This window comes from Natronorubrum sp. A-ect3, assembly GCF_041821125.1.
Lineage (GTDB): Archaea > Halobacteriota > Halobacteria > Halobacteriales > Natrialbaceae > Natronorubrum > Natronorubrum bangense.
The window spans coordinates 609,929-631,646 of the sequence record NZ_JBGUBB010000002.1 but is presented as its reverse complement, the minus strand read 5'-3'; the positions used below and the strand labels follow the sequence as shown (position 1 = coordinate 631,646).

Genomic DNA, 21,718 nt, shown 5'->3' with positions numbered 1-21,718 from the left:
TCCCATGCACAGTCGCGAGGAACGGGTATCAATCGTTCCCCACACATCAGTGTGGCTGACTGACGACGGATACGACGTGTGCTCGCGATGATGCTCGAACGCGTGCGCACTCGAGGGGCTGTGATGTCGTCGAAGTGCTCTCCGACTCCGACCCTTTGGGAGAGGCTGTCACAGCGTCGCCTCCGGGCACAACGAGCGCAGCCAACTCGTGCTCGCTCGTCTCCCCTGTCGGCCGTCGGAAGCATTTACTGCTGGGCGCGTCTCCGAACGGATATGGCCGATCTCAACCCAATCGGAAAGCGGATTCACAACATCTCCCCTGATCCGGTGAGACTAACACTCGATGATGGGACTGAAGCAGTGTTTCGCGTCTCAGGCGCTGAGTTCTTCCAACAGGAGTTTCAGGCAGAAGGCACTCGAGACGACGACGACGGAGCCGCGTATCGCTTCGTCTCGAGTGCAGATAACGATGCGATTCTTGTCGGTCGAAAGGGTCCCGACGAAAAGGGTTGGTCGATGATCGGCGAGGCCGTCGAGGCCGAGCCCGTCGAGGCTCCCTGAAGGCGATAGCGTACGGACTGCTTTTGCTCGTCCGGGCGGTCGAAACGCGATCTATCGCTCTGGCTGACTGTGTGATGTCCTGCGGTTGGACTGAACACGAGTTCATGGACTGGCCGAGAACGGGACGGGAGTGACAGTGACCGCAACACGACCAGCGCGCGCGAGCACATTCACGGTGCTTGTCGGCCACGTGCAAAGCGAAGTCGACGGCCGCTGTTTCCGAGATGTTCATTAATAATGGTGAAAGTGAATGGCGCTGCCGAGAAACAGCCTCCCGCATCAGTGGGACACTAATCGAAGGCGAGCACCGACGTCATGGGTTATCCGGCAAAAGCGACTCATAAGACAGTGTGTTCGAAGTATGCAAATTCTATCATAAACGACCCGAAGTCGAGCATCGAAATTTTTACTCTACTGCCAGTAATTATCATGAACGAAAATGTAGTACTGTGTGACTGATCGACACGGGGGTTTTTAATGTTGAACACGTATCGCCGGGAAATGCCATTGCATAACAGGGACGTTCGACAGGACGTCCGTGAGCTGGGTGCATTGCTCGGAGATGTCCTCGAGGAGCAGACCTCTCGACGGGGCTTCAGGACGGTCGAGTCGTGCCGGCGGGACGCGATCAACTACCGTTCGGGCGAGCTCGATTCTCGCCAGCCGCTCATCGCAGAACTGGAAGAGCTGTCGCCGCATCGACAGCGGATCGTCGCCCGTGCGTTTACAACCTACTTCGAACTGATCAACCTCGCCGAAGAGCGCGAGCGGGTGCGCACGATCCGGACCGGATCGCAGGAAGGCACGCTCGAGGATAGCCTCGAGACGGCAGCCGCGGAGTTAGCGGAGAGCAACGTCGACACCGTCGAGCAGGTGCTGGACGACGTCCTGATCGAACCAACGTTTACCGCACATCCGACGGAAGCCCGGCGCAAGACGGTCAAATCGAAGCTGCGAACGATATCGACCCAACTCGAGACCTTAGACGAACGGCTGCTGACGGACAAGGAGGAAGGACAGGTCTGGCGGGATATCGACGCCGAAGTGACGAGTCTCTGGCAGACGCCACAGGTTCGGAATCGCCAGCCCGAACCCGAAGACGAGGCCCGAAACGTCCAGTGGTACCTCGAGAACACGCTGTTCGATGTCGTCGGCGAAGTGTACGACGAACTCGCTGACGCGATCGACGACGAAATCGAGGATTCCCTCGAGATCCCGAAACTCTTCGAGTTCCGATCGTGGGCTGGAAGCGACCGGGACGGCAACCCCTATGTGACCCCCGACGTGACGGCGAACACGCTCGAACAGCAGCGTGAGGTCGTCCTCGAGAAGTACCGCGACCAGCTCAAACGCCTGTCTGGCGTGTTGAGCCAGGACGGCAGTCGGATCGAGACTGGCGGCACGTTCGAGCGCACGCTCGAGGCCGATCAAGAACGGCTCCCCGGCAGCGCTCGGACCGCCGAAGAGCGGTATCCAGACGAGCCCTACCGCCAGAAACTCAAGCTCATGCGTGAACGGCTCGAGCGTGTCGGTGACGTCCGCCCCGGCGGCTACGAGGACGTCGACGGGCTGCTCGCTGACCTCGAGGCGATCGCAAAGAGTCTGCGAAACAACGGGGCCGAAAGCGTCGTCGAAGCCCACGTCGACCCGATTCGACGGCAGGTTGCCACGTTCGGCTTCTCGCTTGCGAGTCTGGACCTGCGCGAACACCAGCAAAACCACACCGATGCCATCGCCGCTGCCCTCGAACGCGAGGGAATCGACTATCACGCCCTCTCGGAGGACGAGCGGACCGAGTTACTCACCGACGCGATCCTTCAGGACGACCGTGTTATCGACTGTGCTGACACCGAGGACCTCACCGAGGAGTCGGCTCGAGTGCTCGAACTGTTCGATAACCTCGGCGACTGGCAGTCGGAGTACGGTGTCGAAGCGATCGACACCTACTGTATCTCGATGACCGAGGAGCCAAGTCACGTCCTCGAGGTGCTGTTCCTCGCCGATCAGGCTGGTGTCGTCTCTCTGCCCGAACACTGCGGCATCGACGTCGTCCCGCTGCTCGAGACCGAGTACGCCCTCTCGGGCGCTCGTCGGATCATGGGGACGCTGTTCGAGAATGCGGCTTACAAACAGGCCCTCGAGGCCCGCGGGCGCACCCAGGAGATCATGCTGGGGTACTCGGACTCGAACAAGGAGAACGGGTTCCTTGCAGCAAACTGGTCACTGTACAAAAACCAGCGCCGACTGGGCGAGATCTGTGCCGATTACGACGTGACGATGCGGCTGTTCCACGGCCGTGGCGGGTCGATCTCTCGCGGTGGTGGCCCGATGAACGAAGCGCTGCTGGCGTTGCCGAACAGCACCGTCACGGGGCAGGTCAAATTCACCGAACAGGGCGAAGCGATCGCCGAGAAGTACGCCAATCCACGCATCGCCGAGCGAAACATCGAGCAGATGCTGAACGCCCAGCTTCGGGCGCGCCTGCACGCGAAAGACCAGCCCGAAGAGGAGGTTCATGAGGAGTGGGTCGACGCCATGGAGACCATGGCCGACGCCGCACGACAGGAGTATCGCGATCTCTTAGAGAGCGATGGCTTCGTCCAGTACTTCGAGCAGGCGACGCCGATCACCGTCATCGAAGATCTCGATCTGGGCTCTCGCCCCGCCTCGAGAAGCGGCGAGCGAACCGTCGAGGATCTGCGGGCGATCCCGTGGGTGTTCTCGTGGACCCAGTCGCGGTGTATCCTGCCGGGCTGGTACGCCCTCGCGACTGGTATTGAAACCTACTTGGACGGTGGCGGCTCGATGGAGACGTTGCGAGAAATGTACGACGAGTGGCCGTTTTTCCGGACGACACTCGACAACGCCGCCCTCTCGCTGTCCCGAACTGAACTCGAGATCGCCGAGCGGTACGCGGATCTGGCGGATGCAGACCTTCGAGCCCAGTTCTTCCCACGGGTGAGCGAGGAGTACCAGCAGGCGACCGAGTTGATCACCACCATCGGCCAGCGAGACCAACTGCATACGCGTGACTGGCTCGGTGAGAATCTGGCACGGCGCAACCCATACGTCGATCCGTTGAACCTGTTGCAGGTCTACCTGCTCAATCAGACCCACCGCACGGATATCGAGGAACGAACGCTTCGGCTGACGGTCAAAGGAGTCGCCGCCGGCATGAAGAACACGGGATAGTCCGCCGTCGTCGCTCGTCGCGAGCGGTCAGCGACGCTGTTCGTCGCCAGTGTCGTATCGCTCCGCGGCCGACTCGAACCCCAGTTGTTCGCGTTCGCGACCTCGCCGCTCCTCGAGGGCGGCGATCGCCTCCGGATCGCGGGCTGCATCGTCAGTGATCCGCGCCCACGAGGTGTGGACCTTCGCGTGACACCACCGACAGAGATAGACCGTGATCTCGTGGCTCAGTTGTGTCCCGTCGCGGGCATAAGAGAGGTGGTGTTCCTCGAGTAGCGGGCGCTCGTTGTCGTGGGCCATCCGCTTTTCCTCGAGGCCACAGCGGACACACTCACGCTCACGGTTGCGCGAGCGAAAATGCGGACAGTCCGCCCACGTCTCGTCGGTTTCGGGGTCGACGACGGGACAGGCGTACTCCTCGCTGGCGCGTTCGCGGGCGAACTCGGGATCGTGGCTGTAGTGCTCGAGGGCGTACCGACACTGGCCCTCGCCGGTGAGATGGTCACAGAGGCCAGCGAACTCGTAGGGGTCGTCGACGCCGACCGAGGTTCCCTGTGGCGTTTTCTCCATGTGCGGTTGCCTCTCATTGGTGAGGGCGCCAATTGAACCTCACGGGTGCTGTATGGATGGTTAGAGTCTACCTACGTCAATGGGGGTTGTGACCGAGCCGGAGATGCTATTTCGGTCGTTGAGTTCTTTGTGTCGAGCCCTTTGTGACGTGATTTGGGAAGGTTATAAATCATCAAAACCGATTGAGGATACCGTACAGAATGAACAGTCCGTCGCTGGAAGCAACTGTCCCAACACGAGCGCAATCGATGACGTTCGTTGTTCTCACATTTATCATATCTTGGCCGCTTTGGGGTGCAGCAGCGCATCTGGTCGAAAGCAGCATGCTCCGAGGGCTGTTTACGATCGGAGGTGCATTCGGACCAGCACTGGCTGCCCTCGCTGTCTGGCGGTATTACGAAGGGACATTTGCCACAGTAAAACGCCAACTGACGAGATGGAGCGTCGGCATCAGGTGGTGGCTCCTGACTCTCGTTCTCCCAGTCGGGATATTCATCGCTGGACTCCTTGGAGCGTCGTTAATTGGGGTCCCAATAGAGTCACGGACGGACTCCCCCGCAGTTGCTGTCTACCCGGTAGTGTTGGCTGCTTCGGTGGTTTTGTTCGGCGGAAACGAAGAAATCGGTTGGCGTGGACTGATGTTGCCGGCGTTGCAGACGAGCTACGGCGCCCTTGGCGCAAGCGTGATCGTCGGTGTGGTATGGGCGCTGTGGCATGCACCACTTTTCATGTTCAGTGCACTGAATCCAGCTGAACTCCCTTATGTAGTGTTCGTCGTGGGGATCGTTGCTCTCAGCATCCTCCACACCCTGCTGTATCATACTACCGGGCAGAGCGTGCTGGTCGTGGCGGTGTTTCATGCAGGGTTCAACGCGACTCTCCTATGGCTACCAGAGAGTACGCCGAATACTGCACTGGCACACCCGTATACGATGATTGTCGCTGTGCAGTGTCTCGTGGCGATTGGCGTGGTTGTCTTGACTCGCGGCACCCTCGGTTCGAGAGAATTATCGTAACAACTGAAACTGGTGCACACCGATCGCACAGCTGTCGTGCGCTCGGGTGCACACTGACGGTCGGTGGCTACTATCGGCCAAAGCGATCGACAGCCGTTCCGATAACTGCTCGCCCTGTGCATACTTCTGAGGGCGTTAATCACCTGTAACGGATTTTGGCAGAGACGCTCGAGCCTGTCGAGAAGGTTTTTGAGATCGGCCCTCCGACTCGAGGATGTGCGGCTGGTCCAGTATTCGACACCCGACAGCGAGACGGATCCGCAGACGGATGGCGACAGCACTGCCCAGCGTGACGTCGTCGCGACGGACGTCGACCTCGCGGAGTCGATCCTGAGCCAGACGCGCGGACTGATGTTTCGGCGCTCGCTCCCCGACGACTACGCGCTCGCGTTTCGGTTCGACACCGCCAAAACCCGCGATGTCCACATGCTGTTCGTCTTTGTCCCCATCGATGCGGTCTGGGTCGTCGACGACGTCGTCCAGCGCGTCGAGCGGTTGCGGCCGTGGCGGAGTTTCGAACGCGAGCGGTGTGACCTGCTCGTAGAACTGCCCGCCGGCGCTGGAAGCGACCTCGAACCGGGCGACCGACTCGTCCTCGAGTCGTCCTGATTCGTTCTCACTCGAGGATCTCGACCTGTCCATCCCGAACGCGAACGTCGAGGAGGCTCGTCACGTCCCGAGAGACGTCCGCGTGGTCGACGTCGACCCGTCGGAGGACGACCACGATATCGACGAGTTCGGCTTCGACGGCCTCGAGAGCGTCACAGACGGCCTCGATCGTGCCCCCCGAGGAGAGGACGTCGTCGACCAGCAGGACACGATCACCGGCGTCGACACCGTTGAGATAGAGCTCGCTCTCGCCGTAGCTGGTCTCCTGATGGACCGCGACCTCCTCTGGGAAGCCATAGGAGCGCTTGCGAACGACGACCAGTGGCACGTCAGTCGCGATCGACAGCGCCGTCCCGTGGTGAATCCCCATCGCTTCCGGCGCAACGATCTTGTCGACGGACTTGAGGTCGACACGCTCGCTGATCCCATCGGCGACCGCAGACAACACTGCCGGCTCGACCGGGGGAATCCCGTCAGTGACGCCGTGGACGAAGTATTCGTAGCCATCCCGGTCGACGACGGGGGCCTGTCGAAGCGATCGCGCAAGCGGCTCCAGAGTGGAGTCCATACACTGGTACCATACACCGGGGAGGGATATCGTCTCTCCGGTCTGCCAGACAGTTGTCACGCCGTTTACGACGGGAGCCTCGAGTCGGGTGTCACGGGGCGAGATGACCGTTTCAGTGGGTGCTGATCGATGTGGTCACAGGCGTTGTCTCTCCGCTGTCGAAGCTCGCTTCAGGACCGGCGGATTTAAGTCAGCATAATCCATTAGGATCTGATACCATGGCACGAGATTCGTTCTCAACGCCGGAGTCCGAGGATAGAGGAAGTCGGGGCAACCCGGCTGGGCGTGAAATTCCGCGACGAAACTAATCGTAGTGTATCACTCTTGCCTGTAACTCACTCCGCCGAACAGACGATTCCATCTGATCGTACAGTCCGCCTTCTCGATACGACGCTTCGCGACGGCGAACAAGCACCTGGTGTCTCGCTTTCACCCGACGAAAAAGTCGAGATCGCCAACGCCCTAGAGCGAGCCGGCGTCTCCGTCATCGAGGCCGGCAGCGCCTGTACCGGGGCGGGCGAACGGCAGGCGATCTCGCGGGTCACCGACCTCGATCTCGATGCTCGCGTCACCAGCTTCTGTCGCGGGATCCAGACCGATATCGATCTCGCACTCGACTGTGACGTCGACGGCATCCATCTCGTCGTCCCTTCGAGCGACCGCCACGTTGAGGACAAAGTCGGCACCTCCCGCGAGGACAACCTCGAGAAAACCGCCGAACTCGTCGAGTACGCCACGGCCCACGATCTCTGGGTCGAGGTCATCGGTGAGGACGGCTCTCGAGCCGACCTCGACTATCTCGAGGAGCTGATGGGGACCTCGCTCAATGCTGGTGCCGACCGAGTCTGTTTCGCCGACACCGTCGGTCACACCGGCCCCGAACGCACCGCCGAAGCGGTCTCGAGACTCGCCGAACTCGGTCCAGTTAGCGCCCACACGCACGACGATCTTGGACTGGGTGTTGCGAACGCGCTCTCGGCGATTGCCGCCGGGGCCGACCTCGTTCACTGTACCGTCAACGGGCTCGGCGAGCGGGCCGGCAACGTCGCCCTCGAAGAGGTCGCGATCGCGCTGTCGCACGTCTACGACGTCGAGACACTCGAACTCACGGAGCTATACGGCCTCGCCCAGACCGTCTCTCGAGCGACCGGCGTTCAGCTACCGCCGAACAAGGCCGTCATCGGTGAGAACGCCTTCACCCACGAGAGCGGCATCCACACCGACGGAACGCTCAAAGACGACAAGATGTACGAGCCCTACGCGCCCGAAACGGTCGGCCGCGAGCGCCGACTCGCCCTCGGCAAGCACACGGGCCGAGCTGGCGTCAAAGCGACGCTCGAGGAACACGGCGTCGAGGCCAACAGCGACGAAATCGCAACGATCGCGACCCGCGTGACGGAACTCGGCGACCGCGGCCGCCGGGTCACCGACGCCGATCTGCTCGCAATCGCTGAAGACGTCACCGGTGACGACCGCGATCGCGTTGTCGAACTGCTGGATCTCACCGCCACGAGCGGTGGTGCCGTTCCGACCGCGAGCATCCGCCTCTCAGTTGGTGGCGAAGAACGCGTCGCCAGCGGCACCGGGTCTGGCCCTGTCGACGCCGCTGTCTCCGCTGTTCGCGAGGCGCTTGGCTCGATGGCCGATGCCGAACTCGAGTCCTACCACGTCGATGCCGTCACGGGCGGCACCGACGCTGTCGTCACCGTCGAGGTGACGATGGTTCGCAACGACCGGTCGGTGACCGTCGCCCGCAGTGAAGCCGACATCACACGCGCAAGCGTCGAAGCGATGGTTGACGCGCTCGATCGGCTCCTTGCATCCGACGAACAGCCGCTGACACCGGCAGACGACTAACACTGCCCGAGACCACTCTCTTCGGATTCCTGTCTGCTGTTAGTGAAACGGCTGTCGACTGAGAACCCCCCACGGGTCGAACAGATAGATGCCAGCCAGAAACAGTGCAACGATGACGACGAACAGTCGGGCGAACGCGTTGGCCGAGTCGGGAACGCCTGGCTCGAGGGTGATCGCCATCAGCGCTGCGACCCCGATCCAGAGACTCCCGACGATCAGTCGTTGACGAGTGTCCATACGTGGGAGTTTCCCTCAGTCGTTATCAAGCCGACGAGTCGATTCGAGACGGTGGCAACTGGAGAACCCGCGACGGTCTGCATCGCTCATCGAATAGATGTTGGAAAACGCCGAGAGGGAGATTTGAACTCCCGAGTCCGTGAGGACAGTAGATTTCGAATCTACCGCCTTGGCCGGGCTAGGCTATCTCGGCTCATCAGTACATACCCGGGTGATGTTTTTACCCGTTTCGATTCTTCTCCGTGATTGTGACCGGTTCACGACCGAAACCGGATTCAAGAGGCGGGTCGATACCGCCGTCGGTGTCGTGGCCACTCATCTGGCCTGGTATGATACGTTACCGGTGATCGCTCGAACGGGCCAGCGATTACCGGTAAAACGGGATCCCGATTCGGATCAGTCGAGAATATCTCCGACTCGGCGCGGTTCGCCCTGCAGGTTCGGCTGGTCGGCGACCATTTGCAGGACTTCGTGATCAGTGACGTCGTAGTACGATTTCTCCGTTGCCTCCTCGATGAGAGCCTTCTCGAGACGGAATTCGGTGCCTTCGTAGACGACATCGACGCCGTCGTCGTCGAACGCGAGAGTTGTCATGGAGTGATGTATGCGATGGGCAACTAAAAGCGAGGCGACCTGAAGCGAAACTCGTCCGACGTGTGTCTGACACATGGCAGACGACGCGCGAGGTTTATTAGTTGATACCTCCTGTAGTCCGGAATGTGGCCTTCAGCAGGGATCCGCTCGACGAGCTGGTCGTTCCCGACGGCACGCAAGCCAAGGAAGTCGATCTCGTTACCGACGGTGACGTCCTCGTCGGCGCTCGATCAGCGATCGGGTTCGGTGTGCGCGGTCGTAACGTCCTCGCTGGCGAAAGCGTCGAGTTCGGCGGTGCGATCGAAGCCGAAGGCGATTGCCGACTCGACATGTGGTGTGATGTCGCCGAGAACGTTCTGGTCGGACAGGACGCCTACATCGGCGAGCGCGTCCACGTCGCCGGTGAGATGAAAGTCGCGGGCGATCTGGATATCGGCGACGATGTCGAAATCGACGAAGGGTTCGAGGCAAACGGCTGGATCGTTATTCGAAACCCGATGCCGACCATCGTCTTCCTCTTTGTCTATCTCAAACACCTCCTCCTCATCGGAGAGGACGATACTGCCCAACAGCTCGTCGACGAACTCGTCGATGAAGACGAAGCGGCCGACGTCGAACCGCTCGTCATCCCCAGAAACGCGACGGTCAATGACGACGCCTGGCGAGTTTCGACGCCCGCCACGATCGGACAGGACTGTCGGCTCCACGGCAACGTTCGTGCCGAAACGATCGATGTGGGATCGGATACAACTATTTTCGGCAGTCTCAGAGCCCGCGGCGACGTCACTGTCGGTGACGGAACCCGCATTCATGGCGATCTGACTACCCGCGATGGAAACGTTACCATCGACGGTGACGCCCGCATTCTCGGCGACGTCTCGTGTGCCGACCTCGAGGTCGGCCCAGACGCCGAGATCGATGGGACGATCCGTGCTGACGGCGAGATCACGATGGGAACGAGCGAACGGGACCCTGAGTGAGTACGCCACGACTGGTGTCGTGGAGTTTCACTTCACGCCGTGTCAGTGGCCGATGGAAAAACCGAACGCGTCGAATTAGTAGATCAGCTCGTCATCGTTTTCGACCATATACAGCGTTCGCGCGGCGATGTTGACCGCGTGATCGCCGACACGCTCTAAGTCACGGATCGTCAAGAGAAGCCGAGAGACGTCTTGTAACAACAGTTCGACTTCATCGGGAGACTGGAGTTCGCGCTCGATCAGGTCACGGACGACGATCTCGCTTGCCCGCTCGGCAAAGTGATCGAGGTCGTCGTCACGGTTGGCGAGCTCTCTGCACGCGTCGGTGTCTTCGGTATCGTATGCGATCATTGCGTCTTCGATCATCGCAAGCGTCAAATCGCCCATCTCCTGAACGTCGACGTCGGGGAAGAGGTCTTCCTGGGCGTCTAAGGTGTACTCGCCGAGATTGACCGCGAGGTCGGCGATCCGCTCGAGGTCGGTGATGATCTTAAACGAGGCAGCGATAAACCGGAGGTCGCTTGCCACGGGTTGCTGGAGCGCCAGCAGCTCGATACAGTCTTGCTCCAGATCGAGGTACATCCGGTTGATCTCACCGTCGCCTTCGATCACTTCGCGAGCGAGCGTGTCGTCTTTCTGTTCGAGGGCATCGAGCCCCATTCGAAGTCGTTCCATAACGACTTCACTCATATAGAGGATGTCCTCGCGGAGCTCCGCGAGTTTCTCCTGGTACGATTTCCGAGCCATACTGCAGAAAGCTCGCTCGACAGTGATTAGACTTATGTTCAAATAAGAACGTAACGACCAGCCGCGGGTGTGATCGACGCCGAGATGACGACCAGCTTGCCGTTATCCGAACTTGCCGGTGATGTAGTCTTCAACGCGGTCGCTCTCGGGGTTCTCGAAGATCTTGTTCGTGTCGTCGAACTCGACAAGATGACCGCCAGTGAGGAAGACCGCAGTTTTGTCCGAGATGCGGGCCGCCTGTTGCATGTTGTGGGTGACGATAACGACTGTATACTCCTCGGAGAGCTCCTCGACTAAGTCCTCGATCTTCGAGGTTGCAACGGGATCGAGCGCCGACGCTGGCTCGTCCATCAGGATGACTTCCGGGTCGGGTGCGATCGCGCGAGCGATACAGAGTCGCTGTTGTTGGCCACCGGAGAGATCCAGTCCGGACGAATCGAGTTGGTCTTCGACTTCGTCCAGCAGCGCTGCTCGCTCGAGTGCGGTCCGAACTTTCGCATCGACATCGCCGTCGTCTTTGCCCTGTACGCGGAGCCCGTAGGCGACGTTGTCGCGAATCGATTTCGGGAACGGGTTCGGTTTCTGGAACACCATGCCGATCTTCCGTCGCAAGGCGACGGGGTCGACATCATCGTCGTAGACGTTCTTGCCGTGGAAACGAAGGTCACCCTCGACACGCGCGATGTCGATGAGGTCGTTCATCCGGTTGATCGAGCGCAGGAACGTTGATTTCCCACAGCCCGATGGGCCGATGAGTGCGGTCACCTTTCGCTCGGGGATGTCCATGTCGATTCCGTGAAGTGCCTGATCATCACCGTAGAACACGTCGAGACCACGCGATTCGATGACGGCATCGTCGACCCGTGGCGAGCCGAGTGGAGCGTTGTCGGTCATCGCAGCGTCCGAACGGGAGCCGGATGATTCGGGCGTCGATACGGTTCGTGAGCCGCCACCGTTCGTGGTCATATGAGGTAGTTGAATCTTGGGACTCACGCAGTTACTTGTTGCGGAACGGATGCCGAACCAGCTGGCACCGTGTTCCGGACTCATACGCGAGCGCCCTTACGGTACGCAGGCGACTCAGCAAATAAATACAGTGCTATGACTGCTCTATTGGGCTGTTGTCTGCTCAATACTGCTATATAGAACTATGGAGGCTCTGCCGTTCACTCGTCGCGACCGGCACAGTCGTCGCCGGAATCGGAACCTGTCTCCACGTTCGACACCGGGTCCGTCGCTCGAGGGAACTCGAGAACGACGGTCGATCCCTCGAAATCACTGCCCTTGAACTCTCGCTCGGCCTCGCCGACACCCAGGCTGTCCGAGTCGGTTGGCTCGAGCACCAGTCGACCGTCGTATCGGCTGGCGATCCAGTCGACCAGCCATAACCCGATCCCGCCAGTGTGACAGACCTGTGAGATTGCCAGCTCACCCGTGATGACAGCGGCTTCGTCGTCTGGGATTCCTGGCCCACTGTCCTCGATCCAGACCCGGACAGTGTCGGCCGTCGTCTCGACAGTGACGGCGACGGTCGGCTCTGGCCCGGCGTGGGTGATGGCGTTCGAGAGCAACTCGTCGATCGCGATCTCAACCTCCGGTCCGCAGGCTGCAACCGCTCGGTCTGGAGCCGTAACCGTTATCTCCGGCAGTGGCTCGGTGTCACGGTCCTCGAGGGCAGCAGTCACCCGCGACACGCGATCACGAGCCACCGCTGCAAGATCCGTTCGGTGTGTCTCGTCACCGACCGGATCGAGCAAGTCCTCGGTTATTCGGGCTCTGTCGGCCAACTCGAGCAGTTCCTCCGTTGCCAGCCGGATTTCGCGGGCAGACGCCTGGTCGGTCCCCTCGTGCCGGGCCTCGAGATCGGCGGCCCGACCGGCAACGACGTTGAGCGTGTTTCGAAGGTTGTGGCGCAGAATGCGATTCAGGACGAGCAACATCGTCTCTCGGCGCGCCAACGTGTTCGCGAGGCCGGAAAGCGCCTCGTCGATACGCTTCCACTCTGCGACCCCACCAATCGATGGCCCAGCGTCGTACTCCCGTTGCTCGAGTGACTGGACACGGTCTGCGAGGAGGCTGATACGGCGGATCTTCGATCGGTACACCCACCCGCCAAAGACCATGATCGAGCCGAGCAAGGCAGCCGCCGACACGGCCTGAAAGATCGCGAGACGGTTGATTCGAGCATCGACGGCCGCCTGATCGCGGTGGGCAGTCACCGTCCAGTCGACGACCTCGAGTGAGACACTGTGAGAGACGGTGTCGTCGAACCGATCTGCGGTCGTATACAGCGTCCAGGTGTCCGCTTCGACGGTGATCGCATCTCGGTTGTCGGCTCCGGACAGCGAGTCGAACAGCCCGGTTTCATCGAGATAGTAGGCTCCGTTGACCGAGCCGACGACCTCGCCGTCATCGACGAGTGGCGCACTGACGACGACGATCGCATTCCCCGTCTCAGCACGAAACGGGTCGCTGATGTGTGGCTCGCCGCCGAGTGCAACGCTGACGTACGCCTGATCGCTGAGGTCTGTTCCGACGACCGGCTCGGTTTCATCAGACTCTCTCGTCGTCGTGAACGATTGGACCGTTCCCGTCTCGTTGACGACGGTTGCGCCATCGAACGCCGAGGATGTGACGATCGACTCGAGGGCCCGGTCTTGGTCCGCCGTATCGTGTGCCGCGAGGTCGGGGTTGGTCGCAGCGACCGTGATCGTCCGCTGTTGCTCGGTGAGACGATCATCGAGGGTCGACGCAGAGAGCGTCGCCCGATCTTCGATCGACGTCTCGGTGTTTTCCTCGACATCGGCTCGGTGTGCGTCGAACGTGGCCACGAGGACGCCACCGGCCACGAGAACGACGAGGAGAAAGACGATTGCGAACCGATATGCGAGTCTCTTTCGAGCACGCCTGTATACGGTGTACAGATAACACGGGTATTATTCTATCGGACGGCTGTCGGTGAAAAAGTCACAGTAGCGGACAACAAAGCGGTTGATTTCGTCGACCGGCCGCGTTCAGCTTCTGGGGTCGTACTTGTTCCGGATCAAGATCGCAACCGCGTTCATCAACAACAGGATCGTCAGCAGCACGACGATCCCGGCGGCGGCGACGTGTTGGAACTCGGGTTCGGGCAGCGTCGCCCACTCGAAGATCATCATCGGCATGGCGCTGAACGGCGCCGTGAGGCTGTCAGGAGAGACGAACAGCGACGTTGCCGCACCGACCATCAGGATCGGTGCCGTTTCGCCGATCGCACGCGACAGCGAGAGGATCGTTCCCGTCATGATCCCTGGCAGCGCCCGCGGCAGGACGACGTCACGAATAACCTGCCACTGGGTCGCACCGACCCCGTAGGCAGCCTGCCGTTGTGAGTCCGGAACGGACCGCAACGACTCCTGTGTCGAGACGATGACGATCGGGAGGATCAGCAGCGTCAACGTCAGCGCACCGGCGATAAGGCTCGAGCCCAGCTGCATCCCCCGGACGAAGATCGCCAGCCCAAGCAGTCCGTACACGATCGATGGGACACCGGCGAGGTTCGCGATATTCGCCTCGATGAACGATTTCAGCTGACTGTCAGCCGCATACTCCTCGAGGTAGACTGCCGCACCAACGCCGAGGAAGATGGTGAAGACGGCGGTCAACGCGATGAGGAAGATCGAGCCGATGATCGCGGGATAGATCCCAGCCCCACGGCCATCGGCCATGAAGTTCTCGACGACCTGTGACGGCGGGTACGTCAGGAACTCCCAGGTGACCCACCCCCACGACTCGTAGATGACGTCGGCGAGCAGGGCGACGAGTGCGACGATGCCGACGAGCGTGGAAGCGAAACAGATGCCGACGAATACACGGCCGATCTGTCGCTTCCGTTCGATGTCGTCCGTGCCCTCGGCGAACGGATTGGTCGTGCTCATTGGTACTCCTCCCGGTAGCGCGATTTAACCCATAGACTGATCATGTTCATCGCCAGTGTCAGTATAAACAGCGTCAAGCCGACAGCGAACAGGCTCTGGTAGCCGATCGAGTCGACCGAAACGTCACTGATCCCGATCTGGACCATGTACGCAGTCATCGTCTGGATCGAATCGAGCGGGTTTGCCGTAATCTGGGGAGTCATCCCGACGGCGAGTGTGACAGCCATCGTCTCCCCGATGGCTCGCGACAGCGCGAGAATGTAGGATGCAACCACGCCCGACAGCGACGCCGGAACGACGACGTTCGTCGACACTTCGAACTTCGTCGCGCCGAGGCCGTAGGCCGCGTTCCGCAACTCGTCCGGCACCGACGACATCGCGTCTTCGCTCAGACTCGAGACCATCGGGATGATCATGATCCCGACGACGATCGCCCCCGCAGCGGCATTGAACGTCCCCGTCTGGGGGAACACGAGCTGGATCACCGGTGTGATAAACGACAGGGCGAAGAAGCCGTAGACGATCGTCGGGATACCCGCAAGGATCTCGAGTGTTGGCTTGATGACCTTGCGGACCCGTGGCTCTGCGTACTCACTGAGATAGATCGCTGTGGCCGTCCCGACGGGGATGGCGATGAGCGCCGAGCCAACCGTAATGATCAACGTCCCCCAGACCAGCGGCAACACGCCGTAGCTGTAGGGCCGAATCACCGGTGACCAGTTCGTTCCGGTGAGATACTCGACGATCGAGACGTGCTGGAAGAACTCGATCGAGCCCTGAACGAGCACGAGGATAATCCCCAGCGTCGTCAACACCGTGACGAACGCACAGGAGAAGAAGACGTATTTGATAAAATCGTTTTTTCGGTCGTCGATACTACTCCCGCCTGTAGTAATCGTTGTATCGGCCTGGCTCATGCTGTCGCCTCTTCGATCGCATCCTCGAGTTTCTGCCGGCCGGTCTCGACCTGTTCGTCTGGAATCGCGTAGTATCCCACTCGGCGGGCAGCCCACTCGGTCCAGCTCAGTGTCTCTCCGGATTCGACAATATCTGCCTCCGTCGCCTCACCGTCGATCTGCTCGAAGTAGAAGCGAGCGAACGCACGAACCTCCTCGCGCTCGAACGCATCCGTCCGGAAGTAGGTGTACAACGGTCGGGTCAGCGGCTGGTACTCGCCGCTTTCGATCGTCTCTCGGTCCGGTTTGACACAGCCGTCGCCGTTGTCGACGGCGATGAGCTTGAGATCGTCCTCGTTCTCATAGTAGTAGCCAGCACCACCGAAGCCAAGCGAATACTGGCTCCCGCGAACGCCGCGGACGATCACGTTCGTGTCCGCACTCGCGGAGTAATCAGATCTGATATCGCCGATCTCACCGCTGATCTCCTCGGTGAAGTAGTCGAACGTTCCCGAGGCCGGATCACGGCCGTAGAGGTCGAACTCCTCGTCGGGCCACTCATCGCGGACGTCACTCCACGTCTCGACATCCGACCCCGACTCCCAGATCTGTTGGAGTTCGTCGACGGTGAGACAGTCACACCAGTCGTTGTCCGGGTTGGCAAAGACGGCCAGTCCGTCGAGTGCCGTCTCGAGTTCGAGATAGTCGATCCCGTTCGATTCACAGAGCGTCTGTTCGTCCTCGAGTATCGGGCGACTCGCGTTCTGTGCGTGGGTATCCCCGTTACAGAAGCGCTGGAATCCCGCACCCGTTCCCGATCCGCGAACCGGAACGATGACGCGGTTGTTTCGCCACTGGAACTCTTCAGAGACCACGGCCCCGTGGGGCAACACCGTGTTGCTGCCATCCATCCGAATCTCCCCCTCGAGCCCGCTGTCCTCGCCCCTGACGAGACAGCCAGCAAGTCCCGTCAGTCCGGCACTGGCAGTGCCGAGCAGAAACCGACGGCGAGAAACCGCGCCGTCTGAACCGGATATCGGCTCGTTTCCCATCAGTGCACTCTATAGGCGAATCTATCTAAATACCCTGCTATGTTATCTATATATCTCTATGTTCGATACCCAGTGACACTGGCAGACAGATCGCTGCACTCTCTGGAGCACACCCTATCACCACGGAGACACGAGTTTACAACGACATCTCCGGCGGTCTATAGAGGCAGATGGATTTATCAGTATACGCCAGAATGCGATCGTATGGAGACGCGAAAGGTCCAGGTAACGGGTGGCTCAACGTATACTGTTTCGCTCCCAAAACCCTGGGCAACCGACAACGGCGTCAGCGCCGGGACGGTCGTCGAGTTCTATCCCGAAAACGACTCGCTGCTACTGACACCACAGCGAGAGTCCGACCGACAAGAGGGGACACTCGACATCACCGACCTCGCAGGCGAACGACTCACTCGAGCCGTGATGACGATGTACGTCAGCGGCTTCGACATTATCCGCCTCGAGGCAAGCCGTATCACGACCGACCAGCGCAGCGCGATTCGGAGTGCAACACAGAGTCTCGTCGGCGTCGAAGTGCTCTCGGAGACGACTGACAGCGTCGTTATCCAGGATCTGCTCGACTCTTCGGAGCTGTCGATCGTCAACGCCGTCTCACGGATGCGCCTGATCGCACGATCGATGCTCGAGGACGCAGTCACGGCACTCATCGAAAACGACGACGACATCGCCGAGGACGTCATCGAACGTGACGACGATGTCGACCGACTCTGGCTGGTCGTCTCGCGAATTTTCCGGGCGACGCTGCGCTCACCGCGTGCTGCCGAAGAGCTTGGCGTTCCACGGGAGGACTGTTTCGACTACCACTCGAGTGCGCGCCAACTCGAGCGCGTCGCCGACCACGCCGCCAAGATCAGCAATCTCGCCCTCAAACTCGACGAGATCCCCGAGGCTGTCGCCGATGCGATCGTCAGTCTCCACGCGGATGCCTCAGATGTTCTCGAGAAATCGATGGACGCGCTGGTCGCTGACGACACTGAGGAGGCGAACCGACTGGGGCATGCCGCTCGCGAGGCTGTCCTCGAGATCGACGACCATACGCGGACGATCGATGACATGCTCCGGGAGTTAGAACCCGTCCAGGCCCAATCGCTTGGCTTGATCGTCGACTCGCTCTCTCGGAGCGCTGACTACGGCGGTAACATCGCCGAGACGGCACTCCAGAAGGCTGCCCCACGGCCCTGACGGTCATTGGTTTCTGATTCGTCTCGAACGCGAGAACGTGGCATTATCTGACCAGTCACGCGGCCGACAGCAGCTGCTCACGGGACTGAAAACGCCAGGAGCTCAGGTGAGAGCTGTGGTCTTACTCGAGGAGAACGGCGTTGACCTGTCCGGTCTGACCGGGACGGGACGTAACACGTGCCTGTCCTTCAGTCGTCTCGATGAGGGCGCCTTTCGTGATGATGTTTCGGCGGACGTAGTTCGGGTTCGCGTCGTTCTCGACGACGTCTTCAATCTCGGCCGAGACCGTCTCGTCGCCTTTGTTGACGCTTACGACGTTCGTCGCGAGCGCGCGCGTCTTCGTTCCGTTGCCGCGGACGTCGACAGTGCGGAATCGTGGCTCGCCGACCTGCGTCTCCGTCGGCAGGCGACCGAGTTCGTCTTTACGGCGTTTGCGTACGTTCTTCAGTCGGCCACCGGTTCGCTTTCGCGTAGAGCGTCCCTGATTTTGCATACTCGATCAAATTGCTGGCGTATACTTGAATGCACTGCTATGCGCTTTTCCGGCGAGTGGACGTGCTGTCCGGCAGTACTGGCCCCCGTTACTCGTTGCTAACCAGACAGGAGGCGTGGCCAGGCTCCACTAGTCTCGTCTCCGCGCTGCTGTAGTAGTTCGAAAAGACGCCGCGTTCAGCGTAGTAGAGCCGACCGTCGACGGGCACTGGCGCACTGGTAACCCGTCCCCGGTTCTCGACCCGCCACCGCCGGTCGCCAGTTGCCTTGTCCAGCGCGTAGAGGTGGCTGTCGTACGAGCCAGCCAGCACCGTCTCTGCAGTGACCGTCAGCGCACCGATAACGCGCCCGCCGACATCCGCCGACCATAGTTCCTCGCCGGAAGCGGCCTCGAGGGCGAAGACGTACCCGTCGTCGTTGCCCATGTAGACGATTTCCTCGTCGACATCGACCGCCGGATTCGACATGATCGAGCGATCCGTCTCGAACGCCCACTCCTCGCTGCCGTCCTCGAGATCGATGCAGTAGAAGCTGTCGTCCCAGCTCCCGACGTAGCCGTAGCCGTCGTAAGCCGCGGTGGTCCCCTTGATTTCGGCACCTGCACGAAACGCGCCCCCCTCGCGTTCCTCGCCGTCCGCGTCGGCCTGAAACGCCCAGGCGAATTCGAGCGAGGGGTACTCCCAGCAGTAGACGACGCCGTCGTTCGAACCGGCGAGGATCCGGCCCGCCTCGAGATCGATCGTCGGTGAGGGGTGGGGCTGGCCCCACATGCGGTCGTCGCTCCAAGTCGGTTCGCCAGTGTCGGGGTCGATCGCCCAGAGTGCGCCCGAGGAGGGCGAGCCGTACTCGGAAACGACGTAGAGCGTTCCGTCGTGGTAGGCCGGACTCGAACCAATCGCGAGCGCGCCGTCTAGCTCGTCTGACCGCGTTCGCCAGACGATTTCGCCGCTGTCGACGGCCAGCGCGTAGAGGTCGCCGTCGTAGCCGCCGATATAGGCGGTGTCACCGACGATAGCCGCCGAGCCGTGGAAGCCGAGTTCCGTCGCACCGGTGAGAGTCGACCAGCGCTTTTCGCCGCTGGGCGCGTACGCGTGGACCCGGCCGTTATCGCCTGCAAAAATGATCGTTTCTCCATCGGGGGTTGGGACGGGGCTGGCCTTGGCAGCCGTATGGCCGACGTAGTTGATCGGGAACGTCCAGTTGACGGTCACTGACTCCGGAACGGTCTCGTCAGGGTAGTAGCCGAGACGGCGCAGTCCGCCGTGGAACAGCGACACCGCAGCCGACTCGTCGACGCGACCGCCAAGCGTCGTCGGGAGGTCGACACAGCCAGCGAGTCCGGCCGCCGCGGCCGCGCCGCTCACACCGAGCAATCGCCGTCGGGAGAGTCGAGCGGGCCGGTCTGATCCGCGCCCGGATACCGCGTCTCGGTTTGGAAATCGCATTGGGTTCTAGACGGCGCCTCGAGCAAGACTCGCAAAAACCCACTGTTTTCACAGTCGTCACGACTGCGATGACGATGGTACTCGCTACTGCGCTCGAGACAACATGTTTATACGATGGCACTACAGTCTGTGGATATGACACATCCAGGTCCCCGCCGACGGGACGTTCTCGTTGCGGTCTCGAGCACCTCTCTCCTGTTGGCAGGCTGTACGGAAAGCGATGCGTCGGCGTCGGGCTACGGAACCGCCTACGGTCGTAGATACGGATCCGGAGGCGAGTAAGCGTGGGCGACCGAACACCGCGACTCGGACTGGGCACGTTCGAGGACGGCGAAGCGTGGGACCACACCGACACGGTCGAAGCCGTCGACGAGCACGCGATCGTTCGGGGACCGATCGCCGACCGGCCGGCATCGGGCGAGTACGACGACGAACTGTACCACGCGACCGATCAGGGGATTACCTGGCGCTGGGATGTCTCGAGCGAGGACTGGGTCTATTTCGGCGGGCAAGGGTGTTCGGACCAGCCGGTCCCAGGAACGAGCCACTTCGACGCGGCGCAACTCGTCCACGCGCGCACCGCGAAGACCCCCGTCTGGAACGTCGAAGCCCACGGAATCAAGGGTGATGGCGAGACCGAGGTCGGCCAAAACATCCACGATCTCTTCGCGGAGGTCGAATCGGCCGGCGGCGGGATCGTCTACGTTCCGCCCGGCCGGTATCTCCTCGAGCGGACGCCGCTGATCGGCGACGACACAATCTTGCTGGGTGCGGGTCGTGCAACGGTCTTCGAAGGAACGCGCCCCGACGGCGGGGAAGGACAAGCACTCCTTTCTAACAGGGGCTACGACACGGTCGAATACGGTGGCGCATCGAACTGGGGAGTCTGCAACGTCCGCATTGATTCGCCAGCGTCAAACGGGATCATGCCCGCCCACGCCGAGAACGTCCGGCTCGAAAACATCTACGGCGACCGCATCTACTATCACCATATCGACGTTGTGTCGTCTAAAAACGTCGTTGTCGACGGCTACTGGGCGACTCGAGGCGGCGAAGGCGGGTCGGACGCACCGATCCAGTTCGACAATCAGACGTCGGAGATCGCGTCGAACAGCGTCTGGAACGGAACCGACGAGTTGCTGTCTAGGAGTGACGGGACCCCGACGCGGAACTGTACCCTCAAAAACTTCGAAATCGATCCGGAGAACGGCCCCGACTACGGCGTCCACATACATCGGAACGGGAACGAGTCGATCACGATCAGCGATGGCTACATCACCGGCTGCCTGTACGCGGCGATCAGGGCCGATACCGGCGACGAGATCGCCGATCTGACGATCGACTCCGTCTCGTGTATCGAGAACGCGAGAGGCATCTCGCTCGGTCAGATCAAAAGCGGCCGGCGAGAGCTGACGATCAGCAACGTCACGATCAGAACCGACAATAGAGGGCTGGCCGCCGGATCGGGAATTTATGCGGGCGGGTTCGACGGCGCCGAGATCGCAAACACCATCGTCGACGGCGAGTTCACGAACTCGATCCTTTTCGACGATATGGATGACCTGAAGCTGAGTACTGTCACCGCTACGGGAGCGGACAGTCAGGCGTTCCGGTTCCGGGAGAACGTCGACGCGACGCTGACGACCGCTCGCGCAGCGGACTGTGGCGATGCCGGCATCTACTCGGGACCCGGCTGTAGCGTCGCCTACGGTGGCGTCTCGTTCGAAGACGTGGGACGCGAGGTCGTCGTCGACGGGGCGCTACGGGAGTGGGCCTCGTCGTAATCGG

At 61.0% G+C, this 21,718-nt stretch carries 21 protein-coding genes and 1 tRNA gene; 9 read left to right on the top strand and 13 right to left on the bottom strand.

Translation table 11 applies throughout. The annotated features are described in order from the left end of the window. The first annotated feature begins 273 nt into the window (after positions 1-273). A complete protein-coding gene (locus ACERJA_RS09785) occupies positions 274-561 on the top strand; it encodes a transcriptional regulator (RefSeq protein WP_373608011.1) in 288 nt (95 codons plus the stop codon). 501 nt (positions 562-1,062) lie between these two features. Then, on the top strand, positions 1,063-3,753 hold the full coding sequence (gene ppc / locus ACERJA_RS09780) for a phosphoenolpyruvate carboxylase (RefSeq protein ID WP_373608010.1): 2,691 nt from the start codon (positions 1,063-1,065) through the stop codon (positions 3,751-3,753). A 27-nt stretch (positions 3,754-3,780) separates the two neighbouring features. Here the strand turns inward: ppc and ACERJA_RS09775 are convergent, their stop codons facing one another. Then, positions 3,781-4,320: a hypothetical protein gene (locus ACERJA_RS09775; RefSeq protein ID WP_373608009.1), complete on the bottom strand. Its 540-nt coding sequence runs from the start codon at positions 4,318-4,320 to the stop codon at positions 3,781-3,783. A 323-nt stretch (positions 4,321-4,643) separates the two neighbouring features. On the opposite strand from ACERJA_RS09775, the gene ACERJA_RS09770 reads away from it, so the two are divergent. After that, positions 4,644-5,336, top strand: a complete 693-nt coding sequence (locus tag ACERJA_RS09770) for a type II CAAX prenyl endopeptidase Rce1 family protein (RefSeq protein ID WP_373608008.1) — start codon at positions 4,644-4,646, stop codon at positions 5,334-5,336. A 216-nt stretch (positions 5,337-5,552) separates the two neighbouring features. Further along, the gene (locus tag ACERJA_RS09765) at positions 5,553-5,945 is read left to right on the top strand and encodes a DUF192 domain-containing protein (protein WP_373608007.1); all 393 of its coding nucleotides are present in this window, start codon (positions 5,553-5,555) and stop codon (positions 5,943-5,945) included. A 7-nt stretch (positions 5,946-5,952) separates the two neighbouring features. Here the strand turns inward: ACERJA_RS09765 and hpt are convergent, their stop codons facing one another. Continuing rightward, on the bottom strand, positions 5,953-6,513 hold the full coding sequence (hpt, locus tag ACERJA_RS09760) for a hypoxanthine/guanine phosphoribosyltransferase (RefSeq protein ID WP_373608006.1): 561 nt from the start codon (positions 6,511-6,513) through the stop codon (positions 5,953-5,955). A 324-nt stretch (positions 6,514-6,837) separates the two neighbouring features. Between hpt and ACERJA_RS09755 the strand changes: the two genes are divergently transcribed. Next, positions 6,838-8,370, top strand: a complete 1,533-nt coding sequence (locus ACERJA_RS09755) for a (R)-citramalate synthase (protein WP_373608005.1) — start codon at positions 6,838-6,840, stop codon at positions 8,368-8,370. Positions 8,371-8,409: 39 nt separating this feature from the next. On the opposite strand, the gene ACERJA_RS09750 is transcribed toward ACERJA_RS09755, so the two are convergent. From ACERJA_RS09750 to ACERJA_RS09740, 3 genes are all read right to left on the bottom strand, one after another. Continuing rightward, complete coding sequence (locus tag ACERJA_RS09750) at positions 8,410-8,607, bottom strand: hypothetical protein (RefSeq protein ID WP_373608004.1); 198 nt, start codon at positions 8,605-8,607, stop codon at positions 8,410-8,412. Between the two features lie 108 nt (positions 8,608-8,715). Next, a tRNA-Ser gene (locus ACERJA_RS09745) sits at positions 8,716-8,800 on the bottom strand. A 203-nt stretch (positions 8,801-9,003) separates the two neighbouring features. Next, positions 9,004-9,201, bottom strand: coding sequence for a DUF5800 family protein (locus ACERJA_RS09740; protein WP_373608002.1), 198 nt, complete (start codon positions 9,199-9,201; stop codon positions 9,004-9,006). Between the two features lie 125 nt (positions 9,202-9,326). Between ACERJA_RS09740 and ACERJA_RS09735 the strand changes: the two genes are divergently transcribed. Next, positions 9,327-10,181, top strand: coding sequence for a polymer-forming cytoskeletal protein (locus ACERJA_RS09735; RefSeq protein WP_006064276.1), 855 nt, complete (start codon positions 9,327-9,329; stop codon positions 10,179-10,181). Between the two features lie 75 nt (positions 10,182-10,256). Here the strand turns inward: ACERJA_RS09735 and phoU are convergent, their stop codons facing one another. From phoU to ACERJA_RS09705, 6 genes are all read right to left on the bottom strand, one after another. Beyond that, positions 10,257-10,928 (bottom strand): phosphate signaling complex protein PhoU, encoded by a 672-nt coding sequence (phoU, locus tag ACERJA_RS09730; protein ID WP_373608000.1) that lies wholly within the window; start codon positions 10,926-10,928, stop codon positions 10,257-10,259. Positions 10,929-11,030: 102 nt separating this feature from the next. Further along, positions 11,031-11,894 carry a phosphate ABC transporter ATP-binding protein PstB gene (gene pstB / locus ACERJA_RS09725; protein ID WP_006064274.1) on the bottom strand — a complete coding sequence of 288 codons (864 nt, stop codon included), beginning with the start codon at positions 11,892-11,894 and terminating at the stop codon, positions 11,031-11,033. A 200-nt stretch (positions 11,895-12,094) separates the two neighbouring features. Beyond that, the gene (locus ACERJA_RS09720) at positions 12,095-13,759 is read right to left on the bottom strand and encodes an ATP-binding protein (protein ID WP_373607999.1); all 1,665 of its coding nucleotides are present in this window, start codon (positions 13,757-13,759) and stop codon (positions 12,095-12,097) included. Positions 13,760-13,942: 183 nt separating this feature from the next. Then, positions 13,943-14,845 carry a phosphate ABC transporter permease PstA gene (pstA, locus tag ACERJA_RS09715; protein WP_373607997.1) on the bottom strand — a complete coding sequence of 301 codons (903 nt, stop codon included), beginning with the start codon at positions 14,843-14,845 and terminating at the stop codon, positions 13,943-13,945. Then, positions 14,842-15,762 (bottom strand): phosphate ABC transporter permease subunit PstC, encoded by a 921-nt coding sequence (gene pstC, locus ACERJA_RS09710; RefSeq protein ID WP_373607996.1) that lies wholly within the window; start codon positions 15,760-15,762, stop codon positions 14,842-14,844. Before pstC ends, pstA begins: the two co-directional genes overlap by 4 nt. Then, entirely contained in the window at positions 15,759-16,793 is a 1,035-nt protein-coding gene (locus ACERJA_RS09705; protein WP_373607995.1) for a PstS family phosphate ABC transporter substrate-binding protein, read from the bottom strand. The genes pstC and ACERJA_RS09705 overlap by 4 nt, the downstream gene beginning before the upstream one ends. Positions 16,794-16,997: 204 nt before the next feature. Between ACERJA_RS09705 and ACERJA_RS09700 the strand changes: the two genes are divergently transcribed. Continuing rightward, positions 16,998-17,993, top strand: a complete 996-nt coding sequence (locus tag ACERJA_RS09700) for a PhoU domain-containing protein (protein ID WP_373607994.1) — start codon at positions 16,998-17,000, stop codon at positions 17,991-17,993. 121 nt (positions 17,994-18,114) lie between these two features. On the opposite strand, the gene ACERJA_RS09695 is transcribed toward ACERJA_RS09700, so the two are convergent. Together ACERJA_RS09695 and ACERJA_RS09690 are read right to left on the bottom strand one after the other, a co-directional pair. Next, complete coding sequence (locus ACERJA_RS09695; RefSeq protein WP_373607993.1) at positions 18,115-18,486, bottom strand: 30S ribosomal protein S8e; 372 nt, start codon at positions 18,484-18,486, stop codon at positions 18,115-18,117. 88 nt (positions 18,487-18,574) lie between these two features. Further along, positions 18,575-19,930, bottom strand: a complete 1,356-nt coding sequence (locus tag ACERJA_RS09690) for a PQQ-binding-like beta-propeller repeat protein (protein WP_373607992.1) — start codon at positions 19,928-19,930, stop codon at positions 18,575-18,577. 135 nt (positions 19,931-20,065) lie between these two features. Here ACERJA_RS09690 and ACERJA_RS09685 point away from each other — a divergent pair, with 135 nt between their 5' ends. Next, positions 20,066-20,212, top strand: a complete 147-nt coding sequence (locus ACERJA_RS09685) for a hypothetical protein (RefSeq protein ID WP_373607990.1) — start codon at positions 20,066-20,068, stop codon at positions 20,210-20,212. 2 nt (positions 20,213-20,214) lie between these two features. Next, the gene (locus ACERJA_RS09680) at positions 20,215-21,714 is read left to right on the top strand and encodes a glycosyl hydrolase family 28-related protein (RefSeq protein WP_373607989.1); all 1,500 of its coding nucleotides are present in this window, start codon (positions 20,215-20,217) and stop codon (positions 21,712-21,714) included. Positions 21,715-21,718: the final 4 nt, after the last annotated feature.

What these genes read in the sequence shown, in the direction of transcription:
- ACERJA_RS09695 (WP_373607993.1), bottom strand. Translation starts at nt 18,486, where the DNA reads ATGCAAAATCAGGGACGCTCTACGCGAAAGCGAACCGGTGGCCGACTG.
- ACERJA_RS09740 (WP_373608002.1), bottom strand. Translation starts at nt 9,201, where the DNA reads ATGACAACTCTCGCGTTCGACGACGACGGCGTCGATGTCGTCTACGAA.
- ACERJA_RS09685 (WP_373607990.1), top strand. Translation starts at nt 20,066, where the DNA reads ATGACACATCCAGGTCCCCGCCGACGGGACGTTCTCGTTGCGGTCTCG.
- ACERJA_RS09705 (WP_373607995.1), bottom strand. Translation starts at nt 16,793, where the DNA reads ATGGGAAACGAGCCGATATCCGGTTCAGACGGCGCGGTTTCTCGCCGT.
- pstC (WP_373607996.1), bottom strand. Translation starts at nt 15,762, where the DNA reads ATGAGCCAGGCCGATACAACGATTACTACAGGCGGGAGTAGTATCGAC.
- ACERJA_RS09785 (WP_373608011.1), top strand. Translation starts at nt 274, where the DNA reads ATGGCCGATCTCAACCCAATCGGAAAGCGGATTCACAACATCTCCCCT.
- phoU (WP_373608000.1), bottom strand. Translation starts at nt 10,928, where the DNA reads ATGGCTCGGAAATCGTACCAGGAGAAACTCGCGGAGCTCCGCGAGGAC.
- ppc (WP_373608010.1), top strand. Translation starts at nt 1,063, where the DNA reads ATGCCATTGCATAACAGGGACGTTCGACAGGACGTCCGTGAGCTGGGT.
- ACERJA_RS09690 (WP_373607992.1), bottom strand. Translation starts at nt 19,930, where the DNA reads ATGCGATTTCCAAACCGAGACGCGGTATCCGGGCGCGGATCAGACCGG.
- pstA (WP_373607997.1), bottom strand. Translation starts at nt 14,845, where the DNA reads ATGAGCACGACCAATCCGTTCGCCGAGGGCACGGACGACATCGAACGG.
- ACERJA_RS09750 (WP_373608004.1), bottom strand. Translation starts at nt 8,607, where the DNA reads ATGGACACTCGTCAACGACTGATCGTCGGGAGTCTCTGGATCGGGGTC.
- pstB (WP_006064274.1), bottom strand. Translation starts at nt 11,894, where the DNA reads ATGACCACGAACGGTGGCGGCTCACGAACCGTATCGACGCCCGAATCA.
- ACERJA_RS09770 (WP_373608008.1), top strand. Translation starts at nt 4,644, where the DNA reads ATGCTCCGAGGGCTGTTTACGATCGGAGGTGCATTCGGACCAGCACTG.
- ACERJA_RS09775 (WP_373608009.1), bottom strand. Translation starts at nt 4,320, where the DNA reads ATGGAGAAAACGCCACAGGGAACCTCGGTCGGCGTCGACGACCCCTAC.
- hpt (WP_373608006.1), bottom strand. Translation starts at nt 6,513, where the DNA reads ATGGACTCCACTCTGGAGCCGCTTGCGCGATCGCTTCGACAGGCCCCC.
- ACERJA_RS09700 (WP_373607994.1), top strand. Translation starts at nt 16,998, where the DNA reads ATGGAGACGCGAAAGGTCCAGGTAACGGGTGGCTCAACGTATACTGTT.